Genomic DNA, 17,909 nt, shown 5'->3' with positions numbered 1-17,909 from the left:
GGCCGTGGTGTGCGGCGGCTCCCGCCTCGGCCGGGGCCGCTCCTGCCGTCACGTGATCGTAGTCCGCGTTCACGGTGTGCGGTGGACCCGGGCGAGGACGAGGACCGTGTCATCGGTCGGCGGGGCGGACAGGAGGCTCGCGAGGATGTGATCCGCCAGCTCCTCCAACGAGCCCTGCCCCCGCACCAGTTCGGCGCGCAGCACGTCCAGGCCGGCCTCGATGTCCCGGCCGCGCGCTTCGATGAGGCCGTCGGTGTAGAGCACGAGGGTCGCGTTCTCGGGCAGTTCGGCCTCCGTCGCCCCGAAGGGGCAGCCGCCGACGCCGAGCGGGACTCCCAGGACCTCGCCGACGGTCTCCACCGTCCCGTCCGGGCGGAGCACCAGGGGCGGGGGGTGGCCGGCGCTGGCGATGCGGGCGCGTCCGCTCTGCGGGTCGTAGACGATGTAGAGGCACGTCGCGAGCTCGATGCCCGACTCCTGTGCGCACTCGTCGAGCTCGGTGAGCAGGTCCTCGGGCTCGCTGTCGTGCCGCGACAGGGCCTGGGCGGTGATGCGGAGACGGCCCATGGCGGCGGCCGCCGACACCCCGTGCCCCATCACGTCGCCCACCACGAGCGCGATCCGGCCGTCGGACAGGTTGATCACGTCGTACCAGTCGCCGCCGACCTCGGTGATCCGGCTGCCGGGCACGTACCGGTGGGCGACGTCCACGTACGGGCTGCTCGCCAGGGCGGTGGGCAGCAGCGCCCGCTGCAGGGTGAGGGCGATGTCCTGGACCCGGGAGTACAGACGGGCGTTGTCGAGGCAGATCGCGGCGCGGGAGGCGAGCTCACCGGCGAGGTTGACGTCGTCCTGGGTGAAGGCCGGCCGGCCCGCGGACCGGCCGAACATGGCGATGCCCTGTACGGTGCCCCGGGCGATGAGCGGGGCGACGAGGACGCCGGCCACCCCGCTCTCGGTGAAGAGGCGGGCGCGTGACTCGATGGAAACGGTCCGGGCCAGGAAGTCCTCGTCCACCACGGCGGAGACGGCCCGACCGGTGCTCAGCATGTCGTGCATGACGGAGCCGGGCGGGTACCGGACCTTGTCCACTCCGCTGACGAGCTCGATCGCCGGTCCGGGGAGGATCGTCCCGGAGGCGATCCTGCGGGTGAACAGCGGCCGGGCCGGGTCGAAGTCCTCCGACTCGTCCATCCACTCCACGACCTCGACGACGGCGCCGTCGCAGAAGTCCGGCATCGACGCGTCGACCAGCTCCTGGGCCGTCTGGTTCACGTCGAGGGTGGTCCCGATGCGCGTGGAGGCCCCGTCCAGCAGGGCGAGCCGCCTGCGGCTGGCGGTGGCTTCGAGAATGGCCTGTTCGCGGTCCGTCACGTCCACCATCAGCCCGCCCACTCCGGGGCGCGAGCCGACCGCCTCACTCAGGGGGAAGAAGCTCACCGACCGCACCTGGTCGCGGTCAGGATGCCCCTGCGGGCGCATGCCCACCAGCGCCCCGACGACCGGTTCTCCGCCCTTCGCGACGGCGCGGAGCATGCTCTCGTACTCGCCGCCGTCGGACATGATCATGATCTCGTCCATGCGGCGCCCCAGGTGTGCCTCGATGGGCAGGCCGTCCATGTCGGCGAGCACCTGGTTGAGGTGGATGTACCGGAGGTCCGGGTCGAGCATGACCAGACCGATCGGGCAGGTCTCGAAGAGGGCGTCGAGGAAGGCGAGGTTGGTCTTGACCCGGTCGAGTTCGTCGCTGCGGCTCGCCAGGCCCATCACCACGGGACTGCTGCCGGCTCCGGTGACGGGGAAGACCCGGAAGCCGCAGTCGAAGGCCGTGCCGTCACGGTGCCGCGCCTTCAGCTGGCCCCTCCAGTACCCGAGGGTCCGGCCCTTGTCCGCCAGCCCGGCACCGGAGACGGACTCGCCCCGGACCTCGTCGGCGAAGAGGAGGGCTGCGGGCTTCGACAGGATGGCGGCGGAGTCGTACCCGAAGAGCTCACCCGCGCCGGGCCCCCAGTAGCAGACGAGGCCGCGGTCGTCGATGCCGAAGACGGCGACGCGCACGTGCTCCAGCAGCGTCCCCGGCTCGGACCAGAACGGGCCGTGAGCCTCCTCGCCCCCCGGCCGAGCCGATGGCACGAGACGACCCCTTCCGCCCGCCGATACCTCCACCCATTATGCGGACGCCACCGTGATTGCGCGGCGGCAGCCAGGAGAACCCCGACCAAACGACAATGGGATCCATGTGCACATATGAGGCGATCCGCTTGCGGCAGAGCAGTCGCGGGGGCCGGGGAGTCGGGCCGCGCCACCGGCGGGGCTTCGCCTAATCTGGCACAAAACTCCCGCATGCTCGTGAAGGGGAAATCCTGTGCCTTCTCGCCTCAACCCGTACATCAGCTTCAGCGGCAACGCCCGGCAGGCCATGGAGTTCTACAAGAGGGTCTTCGGCGGCACCCTGACGGTGAACACGTACGGCGACTTCGGCAGCGGGAAGGAGGCCGGGGGCTCCGACGACATGATCATGCACAGCATGCTCGAGACCGACAACGGCTTCACGCTCATGGGCGCCGACAACCCGCCGGGGTCGGAGATCACGCCCGGAAACAACATCACGATCAGCGTGAGCGGAGACGAGGCCGACGAACTGCGCGGCTACTGGGCCAAGCTCTCCGGCGACGGCGCCGTCGCGGTCCCGCTGGAGAAGCAGATGTGGGGCGACGTCTTCGGCATGTGCACGGACCGCTTCGGCATCACCTGGATGGTCAACATCGTCCAGCCCCACGGCTGACCCGACCCCGCCGGCCCGCCAGGTCCCGTCCGGCCCGCAGGCCCTGTCCGGCCTGGGCGGCCTAGCAGCCCGGGCCCTCCGGGCCACCCCTCCACGGTGGCGCTCCGGAGGTCCGCGTTGCTCCACCCCGGCACCTGCCTCCGCCGCCCGGCTCCCGCATGATCGATTCCCTGCACCGAAGGAGGAGCGCGCGCTCCTCCCCCACCGCATTCCTTCGATCACGGGAGCCCGCCACATGTCCGACATCAGCGTGCGTGCCGTACGGGCCGGGGACTTCGCCCAGTGGCGCGCCCTCTACCGCGGCTACGCCGATTTCTACCGGGTGGAGCAGACCGAGGAAGCGGCCGCCACCGTGTGGTCCTGGGTGAACGACCCCGGTCACGAGGTCGGCGCACTGGTCGCCGAGGACGCCTCCGGCCGCCTCCTCGGTCTGGCCCACTACCGCCCGTTCGCCCGGCCGCTCTCCGCGACGGTCGGCTGCTTCCTCGACGACCTGTTCGTGGCGCCCGAACACCGTGGATCGGGCGCCGCCGACCGGCTCCTCGACGCCCTGCGCGAGCTCGCGGCCGAGCGCGGCTGGAGCGTCGTCCGCTGGATCACCGCGGACGACAACCACCGCGCGCGGGCGAAGTACGACCAGGTGGCCACCCGCACCATGTGGGTCACCTACGACATGGCGCCCGGCTGCTGACCCTGCCGAGGGGCCCCGGCCGGGAGGCCCCGGCTCGGGGCCCCGGCCCAAGGGCCCCCGGCTACGAGCTCGTGAGGATGACGAGCTGCCGGGTCGCGCGGGTCATCGCGACATAGCGGCTGACGGCTCCTTCGACGCCCTCGCCGAACGTATCCGGGTCGATCAGGACGACCAGGTCGAATTCGAGCCCCTTCGTCAGTTCCGGCGCCAGCGTCCGGACGCGCGACGTGGCCCGGAACGCACCCCCGCCGCCGCCGTCACCGGTGGTGATGACACACGCGACCCCCTCGGCGTGTGCGGCGAGCCAGGTGTCGAGGACCGAGTGCAGCTCCGCGACGGATCCGTGGACGACGGGGATGCCGCTGCTGCGGATCGAGGTCGGCACATTGGCGTCCGGCAGCACGGCGCGGATGGCCGGCTCGGCGTGCGCCATGACCTCTTCCGGCGTGCGGTAGTTGACGCTCAGGGAGGCCACGTCGATCCGGTCGAGCCCGACCCGTTCGAGCCGTTCCCGCCACGACTCCGTGAACCCCTGCCGGGCCTGGGCGCGGTCGCCGACGATGGTGAAGCTGCGGGACGGGCAGCGCAGCAACAGCATCTGCCACTCGGCGTCGGTCAGTTCCTGCGCCTCGTCCACCACGATGTGCGCGAACGGGCCCGCGAGCAGGTCCGGTTCGGTGCGCGGCAGTGCACCCTCGTCGACCAGGGTGTCCTGCAGGTCCGCTCCGTGCAGCATCCCCACCGCGCCTTCGCTCTCGTCGAGCACGACGTTCTGCAGCAGGCTGTCGATGGCATCGGACCGGCGCGCGCGTTCGGCGGCGACGGCCGCGTCGTGCCGGCGCTTGCGTACGGATGCCTCCGCGTCGCCGAGCCGCTGCCGGGCCGCGTCCAGGAGGGGCAGGTCGGACACCGTCCAGGCGTCGGCGTCGGCGCGCTGCAGCGCGCGCACCTCGTCGGGGCCGAGCCAGGGAGCGCACTTGCGCAGGTAGGCGGGCACCGACCACAGGTCCGCGACGAGGTCGGTCGCCTCGATCATCGGCCATGCCCGGTGGAGGGCCCTGAGCAGCTGCCGGTCCTGCAGCAGCGCCCTCTTCAGCAGGTGGGGCGGGGCGTCGCTGTCGTCCTTGTCCATCAGGATCGTGGCGAGCTCCTCCCTGATCTGGTCGTGCGCCTCGTTGTGCGGGGTGCCGGATTCGACCGCGTCGAACGCCACCGCCCAGTCGTCGGCGCTCAGCCAGAGGTCGGACCAGGGGGTCTCGACCTCCATCCCCTCGGTCGGCGGCTCCTCGTAGATCCGGACGGCCGCTTCGATCGCCTTCACCAGGCCGGCGGACGACTTCAGCCGGGCCACCTCCGGGTCGGTCTCGACCGCTGCTCCGGCTCCCTCGGTGACGAGGTCCCGCAGGGTGCAGGTCTGCACGCCCTCCTCGCCGAGGCTGGGCAGGACGTCGGCGACGTAGGCGAGGTAGGGCTCGTGCGGACCGACGAACAGCACGCCGCCGCGACGGTGGCCGAGGCGGGGGTCGGAGTAGACGAGGTGCGCGGCCCGGTGCAGGGCGACGACGGTCTTGCCGGTGCCCGGACCGCCGTCGACGACGAGGGCGCCGCGGGATCCCGCCCGGATGACGGCGTCCTGGTCGGCCTGGATGGTGGCGAGCACGTCGCGCATCCGTTCCGACCGGTTGGTGCCCAGGCTGGCGATGAAAGCGGACTGGTCGTCGAGGGCGGCGTGCCCTTCGAGCCCGTCGGCGGTGAACACCTCGTCCCAGTAGTCGCTGATCCGGCCGCGGGTCCAGCGGTACCTGCGGCGGCTCGCCAGACCCATCGGGTTGGCGTGGGTCGCCGCGAAGAAGGGCTCGGCCGCGGGGGAACGCCAGTCGACCAGCAGCCGGCGCCCCGTGCTGTCGGTGAGGCCGAGGCGTCCGATGTAGACGGGCTCGGCGTCGTCCGCACCGACGACGTGTCCCAGGCACAGGTCCAGGCCGAAGCGGCGCAGGGTGCGCAGACGGCTGGTCAGGCGGTGGATCTCCGCGTCCCGGTCCATCGCCTCGCGGCCGATGCCGCCGGGCGCCTTGCGCGCGGCCTCCAGACGGTCGGACAGTTCGGCGATCGATTGCGCGAGGCTCTCCGAAATGGCCGCGAAGTGCTGCTCGTCGCGGTCGATCAGTGCCGCGTCGGCCTTGGCGGCCAGGCGCTCGGGAAGGTCGAACGCACTCGTGTCGGTAAGGGAGTTCACGGCATCAGCTCCGATCCGAGGTCGTACGACGGATAATTCGACAACAGCGAACACACTGGGTGGATCTCCTGTTTCTGCAGGTCGGACCTCGGTCCGCGAAGTCTGCCTCACGGCCGGGGCCTTGCCGCAAGCCCCCCGGTGCGCTATAAGTTGAGAGTGGCAAGGAGTGGTTCCACCTCCTTGCCTTTTTCTTTGCCCTCGTGCGTCTCGCCGACGTCGCCACGTCCGCGCGCCGATCCGGCACACCACCCCCCTCCACGGCACACCACCCCCTGCACGGCCCAGCGGTCGCGCACGCCTCCGAAACCGCTACTGGCGAGTACCGCATCTGCTAGGGGAATTCATCGAATCCGCCTTACTTGCAGTCTTATCTGACTGATACATTCCGCAAGCGCAATCCGCATGCCCGTCAGCTCGCGGCGGGCCACGACCTGGTCCGTCCGGCTCCACACCCCTTCGCAGCCGCGCTCTCAGGGGTGCCCCTGACGCTCCCCACGGCCCCGCACCCGCACCGCGACACCGCCGTGCGCCCGCGGCCGGCCGTCTCCAGCCGTGATCCACTCCGAGAGGGACATTTGATGAGGAACATGCTTCTGCGGCGCTCCGCCGCGGGGAAGGCGCTGGTCATGGGCGCCCTGCTGGCCCTGGCCATACCGGGAAGCGCGTACGCCAACACGGTCGGCGTGACCGTGAAGACCCCCGGGGCCACCGCGGGTCCCGGATCCACCTTCTCCGAGATCACGACCAACGCCGCCTGCAGCAGCGGCCTGATCTCCGGCGGCGGCATCAACCAGGCCATCGGCACCGGCACTTCGTCGAACGGCAACAAGATCAACGGCACCTCGCCGAGCCCCAACGGCAGCACCGAGCACCTCGGCTCCACCGGAGTCGTCGGCACCGACGTGACCTACTGGCTCGGCATCGGCGGCAGCGGCGGCGCGGTCAACGCCTCCTTCTCCAGCACCCCGTACGCGATGTGCTTCAGCAGCAACCTGATCAACCACACCCAGGTGGTGATGAACAAGGTCGCCGGACCCACCACCAGCTCGACGGTGGGCCTCGTCACCGCGACCTGCCCGGCCAACACCCGGCTGCTCGGCGGCGGAGCCCGCATCACCCCGGCCGTCGTCGGCAGCCTCAAGCCGATCGCCAGCTTCCCCACCTTCAACGACTCCGCCCACGGCTACGGCCAGAAGGCCGCGGCCGACGGTGAGACCAACCCCGACTCCTGGAGCGCCGTGGGCTGGAACGGCGGCGGCGGTGACAGCGGCAACACCACGTACGCGTACGCCATCTGCAGCGGCAACAACATCGACATCAGCGGTACGACCGTCAAGGTCCGCTTCAGCGAGGTCAGCGGCCCCACTTCCGCCACCAGCGGCGCGACCGTGACCGTCGGCTGCGGCCAGAACGACGGCAAGCTGGTCAGCGGCGGCGCCGCGATCAGCGGAGGCAGCGTCACGACCACGAACTTCACCGGGCCGGGCTCCCCGGGCGACCACCTCAACGGCAGCTACCCCAGCGACTCCGGGGGCAGCCCGGTCGCGGACGGGACCACCACGGCCTCGTACTGGTCGGCCTTCACCCACACCGGGGGAGGCAGCTCCCCGAACACCTACTCCGACGCCTGGGCGCTGTGCGCCGACGACGGCGTCTGAGCCACCCGTAGCGCGGTCGCCGCAGCCGGGGCCACGGTCGTGGCCGGCTGCGGCCCTGCACACCCCCTCTCCCAAGTACCCTCGTTTGGAACCCTCTTGAGCATGTACCGATCGAAGATCCTGAAGGCTGCCGCCGCGGCCGGCCTGCTGGCCGCCGCGCTGGCGCCCCTGCCCGCGACGGCCGATCCGGCGGCCCCGGCCGCCGCCGGCCCCTGCGGCGCGGGCGGCGTCTTCACCGCCTCACCGCCCTCGTGCACCTACGCCGCCGTCGGCACGGACACCTTCACCGTCCCGGCCGGGGTGACCGCGGTGACGGTCGATCTCTTCGGCGCCGAGGGCGGCAGCGCGGCCGGCTTCGTCCTCCCCAGCCCCCCGAACGCCGGCGCACCCGGCGGACTGGGCGGTGAGACCCGCGCGGACCTGGCCGTCACGCCGGGCCAGGCCCTCCAGATCACCATCGGCGGAGTCGGCAGCTCCGGGACCTCCCGGAAGGGCGAGTTCGCCCGTCCCGGCGGCCGCGGCCACGGCTCCGGCGGCGGCGGCGCCCACGGCGGCGGCGGTTCCGGCGGCGGCGCGAGCGACCTGCGTACGGGCGACTTCGGCGGCGCCGACCGGGTCCTGGTGGCCGGAGGCGGCGGTGGCGCGGGCAACGGCGGGCCGCTGCTGCACGGCGGCCACGGCGGCGGGCTCGAAGCGCAGCCCGGCGGCCAGGGCGGCGGCCCGGAGGGCTCCGGCCTCGCGGGCGGCGGTGGAACCCAGTCCGCCCACGGCGCGGGCGGACCCCGCAACAACACCGTCGGCGCGCCGGGAGGCGCGGGCAGCGACATCGACCAGTACGGCAGCCAGCCCAACCCCGGCAGCGGTGGCTCCGGCGGCAACGGCGGGGGCGGCGGCAACGGCGGCGGCGGTGGCGGCGGCGGCTACTTCGCCGGTGGCGGCGGCTCCGGCGGCGGGCGGCCCGGCGACCTCGCCGGGGCCGGCGGCGGCGGGGGCAGCAGCTACGCGGCGCCCTCCGCCACCGGAGTCACCCTCGCCCAGGGCGTCAACCGGGGCAACGGAAAGGCGGTCGTCACCTTCCGGTACGGCGCCTCGCTCGAGGTGGCCGCGGACACGGCCACGCCGCTGTTCGGGCACGCCGTCACCCTCACCGCCACCGCCGCCTCGGCGAATCCGGCGGCGGGCGCCCCGGGCGGAACGGTCACCTTCTTCGACGGGGCGACCCCGCTGGCGACCGTCCCGCTGGACGAGGGCCGCGCGCAGCTCCGTACCGGCGCGTTCCAGCCCGGCGCCCACGCGATCACCGCGACGTACAGCGGGGATGCGAGCCACACGCCGGGCGCGACGGCGGCGCCCTCCGAGGTCACCGTGGGATTCAGCCGGCCGTGCATCACCACCGCGCACACCGGCGCCCTGACCGTGCACGCCGACGAGGCGCTCTGCATCGGCTCCGGCGGCAGCCAGACGGGCCCGGTCACGGTCGCGCCGGGCGGGTCCCTGGCTCTGTCTGACGCCCGTGTCGCGGGTCCCGTCTCCGCCGAAGGCGCTCTCGCCGTGAGCGTCTGCCGCTCGAGCCTCACCGGCCCCGTGTCCGTCACGGGCACCGCCGGCTACGTGCTGATCGGCTCGCAGGACGGGGCGGCGGACTGCGCCGGCAACACGTTCCAGGGGCCGCTGGGCCTCGTGGGCAACACCGGCGGCCTCCAGGCCTCGGCCAACACCGTCACCGGACCGGTGCACATCGACGGCAACAGCGGCAGCGGCCCGCGGGCCGGGGAGGGCGTCCCGGCGTTCCAGGCCAACCGGGTCACCGGACCGCTGCGCTGCGAGGGCAACGAGCCGGAGCTGGCGCAGACGGGCACGGTCGTCACGGGCCCCCGGACGGGCCAGTGCCGCCAGGCGCGGTAGCGGCCGGCGGCGAGCGACAGCACGGCGAGGCACCCGGGACCGCCGTCCCGGGTGCCTCGCCGCATCCCGCCCGGCACGAACGGCGGTACACCGCCTATGCTGCGAGCGTGCCGTCGTATTCCATGGTGCAGGCCGCCCAGTTGCTGCGCGTGAGCCCCGAGACCGTCCGCCGGTGGGCCGAGACCGGACGGCTGCCGACAGGCCGCGGCCCGGACGGGTCCCGGATCGTCGACGGGCTGGTCCTCGCCGCCTTCGCCAAGGACCGTGCCGCCGGGCTGCATCCGCTGCCGTCGGGCACCGTCGTCACGTCCGTCCGCAACTCCTTCGCCGGGATCGTCACCGCCGTGCGGCTCGACGACGTGGCGGCCCAGGTCGAGATCCAGTCGGGTCCGCACCGGGTGGTGTCCCTGGTGACCAGGGAGTCCGTCGAGGAGCTCGGCATCACGGTCGGGGCGACGGTGACGGCCCGGGTGAAGTCCACCGAGGTCCACATCGACCTGGCGTAGCCGGGCCCCCACCGGCCGGCGCCCGACCCCCGCGCCCCGTCATCCGCAGCGCAGCGCCGCGTACAGGTCCAGCTTGTGGTCGAGGCGGGACAGGTCGCGGCCCGTCAGGACCTGCACCCGCTCGATCCGGTAGTGCACGGTGTTCACGTGCAGGTGGAGCGCCTCCGCCGTGCGCGCCCAGGAGCAGTTGTTCGCCAGGAAGACCTCCAGGGTCTCCCGCAGCATGCCGTCCCCGAGCGTTCCGAGGATCCGGGCGGCGAACACCGTCCGCACCTCCGGCGGGACCCCCGCCATCAGCTCGGCGAGGGTGTCCAACTGCTCGACCTCGCGTACCGGGACGGCCTCGTCCGCCGCCGTCAGCGCGAACCGGGCCTGGCTGAGGGAAGCGCGCAGCCCGTCCGCTCCGGCGGTCCGGGCCCCCACACCCAGCCGGAGGTCCGTCTGCGGTCCCCCGCACTGCTGCAGCAGCGGCCACACCGCGTGGAGCCGGCCGGCGCCGTCGCCCGCGGCGGCCGGGTCCTCGTGCAGCACCGCCACCGAACGCCCCACCGCGTACGAGGCGTTGTCCAGGTGGCGCAGGCCCTCCGCCAGGGCGTCGCCCGAGGTCGCCGTCAGGACCCGGTACGGCCCGCCGGGTGGCAGCCCGGCCGCCGCGAGCGCCTCCTCCAGGGCCCCCGTGTCGGCCGGCGCGGGACCCGTCGGGATCCCCTCCAGCAGGCCGATCAGCTCCTGTCCGGCGGCCCGCTCCGCGGCGAGCCGGCGGGCCTGGCCGCCGCGGCACTGGGCGAGCACGTCGGCGATCTCGTGGAGCACGCGCGGAGGCGCCGCGTCCGGGTCGGGGACGTGCAGCTGCCAGGCGTCGTACGGGGAGCTCTCGGCCTCGATCCGCAGCCAGACCCCGCCCCGTGCGGAGGCGGCCGACGCCTGTGCGGCGGGGAGCTCGGGAGCCGACGGCGTACGGGCCACCGTGCGGCCGCTGGCGGTGAGCAGGTAGCAGGACACCCGGCCCAGGTGCGCGCAGGCCCGGTCCAGCAGTTCGGCGGGGCCGGCCCCGCCCTCGACGAGCCGGCTCAGTTCGCCGCGCACGTTCTCGGGCAGGGCGAAGAGCCGGGTCGGGCGGCGGCTCAGGTCCCCCCACTGGCGCAGGTACACCGCTTCGGTCACCGCCCGGAAGCTGGTCCGGGCCGGGACGGCCACGATCGGCACCCGGTGGGCCCGGCAGGCGGCCACCAGTGCGTCGGGGACCCTGCCGTGGGTCTCCTCCCCGGCCAGCAGCGCGGTGGCTCCGGCGTCGGCGAGGGCGGTGACGAAACGATCCGCCTTGGCCTCGTCGCCCTCCGACCACCACACCAGGCCGCTCAGCACGAGCTCCCCGGGTCCCAGGAACCGGCCGGGCTCCTCCAGATCGGTGGCGGTGACTCCGATGACCTCCTGGCCGAGAAGGGCTTCCTCTCCCCAGAGCAGGTTGAGACCGAGGCTGTCGAGCTGGAGCAGGTCGAGGACGTGCATGGCGGGGACTCCTTGCGGCGGGCGGCGCCCACATTCGCGAGGTGAATAGGGGCTGAGTCATCGTAAATGCTAGGTGAAGCACCTGGGGAGCCTCTTGGTTGATCCTCCAGGACGGACAGCGGCGACCTCGTTGGTTTCCGTGGCCGGGACCAGTCGTTTCGCCCGGATCCCCTTGCTTCACTGGCGGAAACCCCTCCATGGCCGGAAAGGCTGGTGGCGCGAATTGGATCTCAACACAGTGCTCGACGTACGCGATGCGCGCCGCCGCGAACCCTGGCGTCCCGGCGACGCCTGGCTCGGCGGCGGCACGTACCTCTTCTCCGAGCCGCAGCCCCACATCCGCCGCCTGGTCGACCTGTCCCGGATGGGCTGGCCGCCCCTGTCCTGGCAGCCCGACGGCTCCCTCGACATCGCCGCGACCTGCACCATCACCGAGCTGTCCCGGTTCGGCCGGACCCTGCAGAAGACCGCGGCCCCGCTCGTCGAGCAGTGCTGCCGGGCCTTCCTGGCCAGCTTCAAGATCTGGAACATGGCGACCGTCGGCGGCAACCTCTGCAACGGCCTGCCCGCCGGTCCGATGATCTCCCTCACCGCCGGCCTCGACGGCAGCGTCCTCCTGCAGGGCCAGGACGGCGCCACCCGCCGCCTTCCGGTCGCCGACTTCATCCTGGGGGCCGGGGTCAAGGACCTGAAGGAGGGCGAGCTGCTGCGCTCGGTGCGGCTCCCCGCCCGCGCCCTGGACGCCCGTACGGCCTTCCGGCAGGCCTCGCTCTACGGGCTCGGGCGCTCCGGCGCTCTCGTGATCGGCGCGTCCGACCCCGCCGACGGCTCCCTGACGGTCACGGTCACCGCCGCCACCACCCGGCCCTTCCGCTTCTGGTTCGCGCTGCCGCCCACGGCCCCCGAGCTGCGCGAGGCGATCGACACCGCGGTCCGCCCCGACGAGTGGTTCGACGACATCCACGGCCTGCCCGCCTGGCGGCGGCACATGGCGCTGCGCCTGGCGGAGGAGATCCGCCGCGAACTCACGCCGGAGGAGGCTTCCCGATGAGCTACGAGATCGAGATCAACAAGCAGCGCTTCGAGGAGGAGCCGCGGGCCGGCCAGTGCCTGCGCACCTACCTGCGCGAGCGCGGCTGGTTCGGCGTGAAGAAGGGCTGCGACCAGGGCGACTGCGGGGCCTGCACCGTCCACGTCGACGGCCGGCCGGTGCACAGCTGCCTCTACCCCGCCGTCCGGGCCGAGGGCCGATCCGTCACCACGGTCGAGGGGCTCTGCTCACCCGGCGGCGAACTCCACCCCGCCCAGCAGCAGTTCCTCGACGCCCAGGGCTTCCAGTGCGGTTTCTGCACGGCCGGCTTCCTGATGACGACCGCCGCGCTCCAGGCCGAGCAGGGCACCGCCCACGACGACGGCAAGCTCGACGACCTCCCGCGCGCCTTCAAGGGCAACATCTGCCGCTGTACGGGCTACCGGGCCATCGAGGACGCCGTGCGCGGGGTCAAGCACACCGAACGTCCCGAGGCGGGGCAGGCCGTCGGCAGGTCCCTGGGCGCCCCGGCCGGCCCGCAGGTGGTCACCGGCACCGCCCACTACACCTTCGACGTCGAGGTGCCCGGGCTGCTGCACATGAAGCTGCTGCGCTCCCCGCACCCGCACGCCCGCATCGTCTCCATCGACACCACCGACGCCCTGCAGGTCCCGGGCGTGCACGCCGTCTTCACCCACCACGACGCCCCCGACCGGCTGTACTCCTCGGCCCGGCACGAGCACCCCACCGAGGACCCGATGGACACCCGCGTCCTGGACGACGTGGTCCGCTTCGTCGGCCAGCGCGTGGCCGCCGTGGTCGCCGACAGCGAGCAGGCCGCCGAGGAGGGCTGCCGCCGCGTGGTCGTCACGTACGAGGAACTCCCCTACGTGATCGACCCGGAGGAGGCCATGCTCCCGGGCGCCCCGGTCCTGCACCCCAAGGGCCCCGAATCGGGGATCTTCCGCGCCGGGAACAACGTGTGCGGCGAAGTCCACAACACCCTCGGCGACATGGAGAAGGGGTACGCGGAGGCGGACGTCGTCTACGAGGAGACTTATCTGACCCAGCGCGTGCAGCACGCCAGCCTGGAGACTCACGGCAGCGTCGCGTACTTCGAGCCCAAGGAGGAGGGCGACGGCGAGCGCATCACCGTCCGCTCCTCCACCCAGGCGCCGTTCCTGACCCGGCGGGCGCTGTGCGCCCTCTACGACCTGGGCGAGGACGAGGTGCGCGTCGTCGCGGGCCGGGTGGGCGGCGGGTTCGGCGGCAAGCAGGAGATGCTCACCGAGGACATCGTGGTCCTCGCCGCCCTGAAGCTGCGGCGCCCGGTGAAACTCGAATTCACCCGGGCCGAGCAGTTCTACGGCGCCACCACCCGCCACCCCTTCAAGATCACCATCAAGATCGGCGCCAAGGCCGACGGCACCCTCACCGCGCTGCGCATCCGCGTGGTCTCCAACACCGGCGCCTACGGCAACCACGGCCCGGCCGTCATGTTCCACAGCGTCGGCGAGTCCTTCGCCGTCTACAAGGCGCCGAACAAGGAGGTGGAGGCGTACTCCGTCTACACCAACGGCGTACCGGCGGGCGCCTTCCGCGGCTACGGCCTCGGCCAGGTCCTCTTCGCCCTCGAATCGGTGATGGACGAACTCGCCCGCCGGCTCGGCATGGACCCGCTCGAACTGCGCGAGAAGAACGTCATCGGCGCCGGCGACCACATGGTGACCCCGATCGGCCACGAGGAGGACCTGTTCATCGCCTCGTACGGGGTGAAGCAGTGCATGGACGTCGTCCGCAAGGCCATCGCCGAGGACCGCAGCCACGAGGACGTCCCGGAGGGCTGGCTCACCGGCACGGGCACGGCGGTCGCCATGATCGCGACCGGTCCGCCGGGCGGCCACTTCGCCGACGCGCGGGTCAGCCTGCTGCGCGACGGCACGTACGACATCGCGGTGGGCACGGCGGAGTTCGGCAACGGCACGACCACCGTCCACAAGCAGATCACCGCGGGCGCGCTGAACACGACGGTCGACCGGATCACGGTCCGCCAGTCGGACACGGACGTCGTCCGCCACGACACCGGCGCGTTCGGCTCGGCCGGCACGGTGGTGGCGGGCAAGGCCGTGATGCTGGCGGCGAATTCGCTCGCGGAACGCCTCCGGACCTTCGCGGCACGCCACACGGGCGTGGCCCGGCACCTGTGCAGGCCGGAGGCCGAGGCCTTCGACTGCGCGGGCCGGACCGTGACCCTCAAAGAGCTGTACGAGGCCGCGTACGACAAGGGCCGGCTCGACGAGATCGCGGCGGACGGCCACTGGGGCGGCTCCCCGCGCTCGGTCGCCTTCAACGCCCAGTGGTTCCGCATCGCGGTGGACCCGGACACGGGCGAGATGAAGATCCTGCGCAGCGTGCACGCGGCGGACGCCGGCAAGGTCATGAACCCGGTGCAGTGCCGCGGCCAGGTGGAGGGCGGCGTGGCGCAGGCGCTGGGCGCGACCCTCTTCGAGACGGTACGGGTGGACGAGCGCGGGGAGGTGACCACGGCGGCGTTCCGCCGCTACCGGCTCCCGCAGTACGCCGATGTCCCGCGCACCGAGGTGCACTTCATGGAGACCTCGGACGCGATCGGGCCGCTGGGCGCCAAGTCGATGAGCGAGAGCCCCTTCAACCCGGTGGCGCCCGCCTTCGCGAACGCCCTGCGGGACGCCACGGGGGTGCGTTTCACGGAGCTGCCGGTGACCCGGGACGTGGTCTGGCAGAGGATGCAAGCCCATGACGAGAAAACCTCACACAGGTGCCAGCCACATAGTGAGATGAGGGTGGCAGATACGTTTCCACGATGACGAAGTCTGGGCATCGGACCCGTATGGCCAAACTCATGCTGCACGGAGACCTGGTCCACCCGGCGACCCTGAGCGTCGCGGACCTGCGGGAATGGGAACAGCACCGCACGGAGGTGGTGTTCGACTGCGCCACCAACGGCCCGCAGCACCATGTGTTCGAGGGCCCGCTGCTGCGCGACGTGGTGGCCGGGGCCGGTCCTGCCTTCGATGCGCGGCGCCGCAAGGACCGCTCGCGCTTCCTCCTCGCCGTCAGCGGCGGGGACGGGCACCACACCGTCCTCGCCTGGGCCGAGCTCGACGAGGACTTCGGCGGCAGCCCGGTACTGCTGGCCACCCGCCTCGACGGGGAGGAACTCGACGATGCGGGCGCGCAGCTGGTGGTCCCCTCGGACCGGTGCGGGGCGCGCTACGTCAGCGCCGTCACGCACGTGTGGTTCGGCGCGCTGGCGGCGCCGGACCTCTGACCGGGCCGCGGCCCGGCCCTGACCGGGGATCAGACGGTGGCGAGGGAGATCTCGGTCGACTTGATCAGCGCGACGACGGACGAGCCTGCGGACAGACCGAGCGCCTCGACCGCGTCGGCGGTGACGGCCGCGGTGAGGTGGCCTCCGTTCACGTTCACCTTCACGGCGGCCATGGCCGGGCCGGTGGCCACGTCGGAGACGGTGCCGGTGAGCTGGTTGCGGATGGAGATGTTCTCGACCGGGCCGGTGGCCAGCGCCACCTCGGTGGCCTTGACGAGCGCCTTGACCCCGGAGCCGGAGGTGATGCCGAGGTCCTTGACGGCGTCGGCGGTGATGGCCGCGGTGATCTCCTGCCCCCCGTCCAGACGGACCTTGACCGTCGCCATGGCCTCGCCGACAGTGACGGCGAGGACGGTGCCGGCGATCTGGTTGCGGATGCTGAGACTCATGAAGGTTCGACCTCTTGGCTCGACGCGTAGCGGCCCGGAGGGAACCGCTCGACACCGACCGTAGGTTCCCCCGGTCCGGCACGCACGGACCCCCTCGCATCCGCGGGCCGGAACCACCCGCCCGGCTGGCCCCTGCCGGTGCGAGCGCCCTCGCCCCCGCCCGGCCGTCAGAGCGGGTCGCCCAGGGGCCCGTACTCCTCCTCCAGGTTCCGGGCCCAGTGGGCGGCGAAGTCCGGTTGCGTGCCGTCGGCGTCGGTGAAGCCGTACTCCTGGTACAGGCCCCACGTGGCCAGGGCCCGCCCGGTCTTGGCCATGACGTCGGGGTCGGCGGCCAGCGCGGCGACGGCCCGGCCGAGGTAGGCGGGGGTCTCGGAGTGGGCGAAGTTCGGGTCCTGGGCGACGCCGTCGCGCCAGTTGTCCTCGGTGACGCCGAAGTGTTCCAGCAGGGCCTCCGAACGCAGGAAGCCGGGTGTGACGGCCACGGCCGCGACGCCGTGCGGCTTGAGTTCGGCCGCCTGCGCGACGGCGAGCCGGATCACGGAGGACTTCGCGAGGTCGTAGAAGAACGAGCCGCGGTAGCGGGCGGTGTTGCCGTCGGTGACCTCCACGACCAGGCCGCTCTTGCGCGCGACGAGCAGCGGGAGCACGAACCGGCTGGTGATGACGTGGGTCTCCACCGCCTGGCGCAGCAGCCGGAGACCGGTCTCCAGGTCCTGCTGCCACAGCGGGTTCTCCCAGTCGGTCAGCGGATCTCCGCCCCATACGGAGTTGACCAGGACGTCGAGCCGCCCCTGCTGCTCGTCCGCGATCCTCTCGGCGAGGGCCCGCACCTCGTCGGGACGGCTGTGGTCGACGCGGACGGGGATGCCGGTGCCGCCCGCGGCGGTGACCTTCTCCGCCGTCGCCTCGATGGTCTCCGGGCGGTCCAGGTCGGAGCGCCCGGCCGTGCTGCTGCGGCCGGTGACGTACACCGTGGCGCCGGCGGCCCCGAGCTCGACGGCGATGCCCCGGCCGCCTCCGCGGGTGCCGCCGGCGACGAGGGCCACCTTGCCCTTCAGCGGGCGCGTGTCGGTCATCGTGATTCCTCCAGGTCTCGGCCGTGCCGGGGCGCGACGTGCGGGAGCAGTACGGTGTCGAGCTCCTGCCGGAGCCGCTGTTCGAGGGTGCCGCGGCGTTCGAGCGCCCAGGTCAGGCCCGCTCCGGCGGTGATCGCCTGCACGGTGCGGGCCAGGGCCGCGACGTCCGTGCCGGCCCGGAGCTCGCCCGCGCCCGCCGCCTCCGCCAGCAGCGCCTCGACCGCCCGCCCCTGGGCCCGGTGAACGGCCAGGGCGTGTTCGTAGAGCTGCGGATCGGCGAGGTCCGTACACAGGAACGCCAGGTGGTGGGCGAAGGTCTCCGGCGTGTCCATCCCGGCCACCGATTCCACCGTGAGCGCCGCCAGGGCCCCGAGCGCCGAGGCGTGCGCCTGCCGGACGCCGCCGGCCCGTTCGCCCGCATCCTTCGCGGACTGCTCGGCGAGGGCCAGCAGCAGACCCCGTTTGGACCCGAACCGCTGCACGAGGGTGCCGGGCACCAGCCCGACCTCGCGCGCCACGGCGGCCAGCGTGAGCCCGGTCGGCCCGACCCGGCCCATGACCTGGGCCGCGGCGCGCAGGATCACCGCATCCTCGACCCCCCGGGGACGTCCCACCACCGCCACCCCTCAACACTTCCCTAGTTAATAAATGCTCGTTCATTTATTAAACCACGCGATCGCTGCACCGCACCGCCTTCCCCGCACCGGTCCGCTTCCCCGGGATGCCGCTGGAGTTCGCGCTGGTCTCCAGCAAC

Annotated in this window: 14 protein-coding genes; 8 read left to right on the top strand and 6 right to left on the bottom strand. The window is 72.8% G+C overall.

The annotated features are described in order from the left end of the window. Positions 1–69: 69 nt before the first annotated feature. Positions 70–2,133 (bottom strand): SpoIIE family protein phosphatase, encoded by a 2,064-nt coding sequence (locus tag OG472_RS35945; protein ID WP_405942464.1) that lies wholly within the window; start codon positions 2,131–2,133, stop codon positions 70–72. Positions 2,134–2,365: 232 nt separating this feature from the next. Between OG472_RS35945 and OG472_RS35940 the strand changes: the two genes are divergently transcribed. Together OG472_RS35940 and OG472_RS35935 are read left to right on the top strand one after the other, a co-directional pair. Further along, complete coding sequence (locus OG472_RS35940) at positions 2,366–2,785, top strand: VOC family protein (protein WP_405942463.1); 420 nt, start codon at positions 2,366–2,368, stop codon at positions 2,783–2,785. A gap of 235 nt (positions 2,786–3,020) precedes the next feature. Beyond that, positions 3,021–3,476, top strand: coding sequence for a GNAT family N-acetyltransferase (locus tag OG472_RS35935; RefSeq protein ID WP_405833078.1), 456 nt, complete (start codon positions 3,021–3,023; stop codon positions 3,474–3,476). Between the two features lie 61 nt (positions 3,477–3,537). On the opposite strand, the gene helR is transcribed toward OG472_RS35935, so the two are convergent. Beyond that, positions 3,538–5,712 carry an RNA polymerase recycling motor ATPase HelR gene (gene helR / locus OG472_RS35930; RefSeq protein ID WP_405942462.1) on the bottom strand — a complete coding sequence of 725 codons (2,175 nt, stop codon included), beginning with the start codon at positions 5,710–5,712 and terminating at the stop codon, positions 3,538–3,540. A gap of 578 nt (positions 5,713–6,290) precedes the next feature. Between helR and OG472_RS35925 the strand changes: the two genes are divergently transcribed. The 3 genes from OG472_RS35925 to OG472_RS35915 all read left to right on the top strand — a co-directional run bounded on the left by OG472_RS35925 (position 6,291) and on the right by OG472_RS35915 (position 9,781). Continuing rightward, the gene (locus OG472_RS35925) at positions 6,291–7,370 is read left to right on the top strand and encodes a hypothetical protein (protein ID WP_405942461.1); all 1,080 of its coding nucleotides are present in this window, start codon (positions 6,291–6,293) and stop codon (positions 7,368–7,370) included. Positions 7,371–7,472: 102 nt separating this feature from the next. Further along, positions 7,473–9,275 (top strand): Ig-like domain-containing protein, encoded by a 1,803-nt coding sequence (locus OG472_RS35920; protein ID WP_405942460.1) that lies wholly within the window; start codon positions 7,473–7,475, stop codon positions 9,273–9,275. 107 nt (positions 9,276–9,382) lie between these two features. Continuing rightward, on the top strand, positions 9,383–9,781 hold the full coding sequence (locus OG472_RS35915) for a molybdopterin-binding protein (protein WP_405942459.1): 399 nt from the start codon (positions 9,383–9,385) through the stop codon (positions 9,779–9,781). A gap of 39 nt (positions 9,782–9,820) precedes the next feature. Here the strand turns inward: OG472_RS35915 and OG472_RS35910 are convergent, their stop codons facing one another. Beyond that, positions 9,821–11,290 (bottom strand): PucR family transcriptional regulator, encoded by a 1,470-nt coding sequence (locus tag OG472_RS35910; protein ID WP_401605423.1) that lies wholly within the window; start codon positions 11,288–11,290, stop codon positions 9,821–9,823. A gap of 223 nt (positions 11,291–11,513) precedes the next feature. Here OG472_RS35910 and OG472_RS35905 point away from each other — a divergent pair, with 223 nt between their 5' ends. From OG472_RS35905 to OG472_RS35895, 3 genes are read left to right on the top strand one after another with little or no spacing between them, the layout of a single operon-like run. Beyond that, a complete protein-coding gene (locus OG472_RS35905) occupies positions 11,514–12,341 on the top strand; it encodes an FAD binding domain-containing protein (RefSeq protein WP_401605420.1) in 828 nt (275 codons plus the stop codon). Continuing rightward, positions 12,338–15,166 (top strand): molybdopterin-dependent oxidoreductase, encoded by a 2,829-nt coding sequence (locus OG472_RS35900; RefSeq protein WP_405942458.1) that lies wholly within the window; start codon positions 12,338–12,340, stop codon positions 15,164–15,166. The genes OG472_RS35905 and OG472_RS35900 overlap by 4 nt, the downstream gene beginning before the upstream one ends. Then, a complete protein-coding gene (locus tag OG472_RS35895; protein WP_405942457.1) occupies positions 15,163–15,630 on the top strand; it encodes a molybdopterin-dependent oxidoreductase in 468 nt (155 codons plus the stop codon). The genes OG472_RS35900 and OG472_RS35895 overlap by 4 nt, the downstream gene beginning before the upstream one ends. A gap of 29 nt (positions 15,631–15,659) precedes the next feature. Here OG472_RS35895 and OG472_RS35890 read toward each other — a convergent pair whose 3' ends face one another. The 3 genes from OG472_RS35890 to OG472_RS35880 form a co-directional block, all read right to left on the bottom strand. Beyond that, positions 15,660–16,079 carry a molybdopterin-binding protein gene (locus OG472_RS35890; RefSeq protein WP_383577762.1) on the bottom strand — a complete coding sequence of 140 codons (420 nt, stop codon included), beginning with the start codon at positions 16,077–16,079 and terminating at the stop codon, positions 15,660–15,662. Between the two features lie 167 nt (positions 16,080–16,246). After that, positions 16,247–17,155: an SDR family oxidoreductase gene (locus OG472_RS35885; RefSeq protein WP_401605414.1), complete on the bottom strand. Its 909-nt coding sequence runs from the start codon at positions 17,153–17,155 to the stop codon at positions 16,247–16,249. Further along, positions 17,152–17,769, bottom strand: coding sequence for a helix-turn-helix domain-containing protein (locus OG472_RS35880; RefSeq protein ID WP_405942456.1), 618 nt, complete (start codon positions 17,767–17,769; stop codon positions 17,152–17,154). The genes OG472_RS35885 and OG472_RS35880 overlap by 4 nt, the downstream gene beginning before the upstream one ends. Between the last annotated feature and the right edge of the window lie 140 nt (positions 17,770–17,909).

Origin of the sequence: Streptomyces sp. NBC_00207 (assembly GCF_045160965.1) — a bacterium.
GTDB lineage: Bacteria > Actinomycetota > Actinomycetes > Streptomycetales > Streptomycetaceae > Streptomyces.
Note: the sequence above shows the minus strand (reverse complement) of the source record. Positions and strands in the feature narration are given on the sequence as shown.